General features: G+C 45.6%; 1 protein-coding gene. It reads left to right on the plus strand.

Annotated features, from left to right (window positions below):
• Positions 1 to 701, plus strand: a 701-nt coding sequence (locus R7Z77_RS25665; RefSeq protein WP_318137089.1) for an ATP-binding cassette domain-containing protein, incomplete at both ends; no start/stop codon positions are given.

Here is a 701-nt window from a genome sequence, read left to right on the forward strand (position 1 = left end):
TTTTCTATCGGCCAGTGGCAAATAGTGGAAATTGCCAAAGCACTAAGCCGCAATGCTCAGATTATCGCGTTTGATGAACCAACCAGCAGTTTGTCTCAACGCGAGATTCAAAACTTATTCAAAGTTATTCGCGAATTGCGCGATGACGGCAAAATCATTCTGTACGTTTCCCATCGTATGGAAGAGATCTTCGATTTGTGCGATGCCATTACCATCTTCAAAGATGGGACACATGTACAAACATTTGACGACATGACCGACTTAACCCATGAAAAATTGGTTGAGCTGATGGTTGGTCGTGAAATCAACGATATATACAACTACCGTTCGCGTTCTCTAGGCGAAAGTGGCCTACGCATTGAAAACCTTGAAGGCAAAGGGTTAACCCAACCAGTCTCACTCGATATTCGTCAAGGTGAAATTCTGGGTCTGTTTGGTTTAGTTGGGGCAGGGAGAACAGAACTAACCCGTCTCATTTTCGGCGCGGAAAAAGCGCAAGCCGGACAAATTTACATTCATGGGCAGCCCATCAGTGTCAGAAGTCCACAAGATGCGATTCGCGCAGGCATTACGTTATGCCCAGAAGACCGTAAAGCGGACGCTATCGTTCCTATTCTCTCGGTGGAAGAGAACACCAACATCAGTGCTCGTCCATGGAATTTGAAATTGGGCGGTTTGATCGATTTCAAATGGGAAAGAGA

It is taken from the genome of Vibrio sp. 1401 (assembly GCF_033340295.1).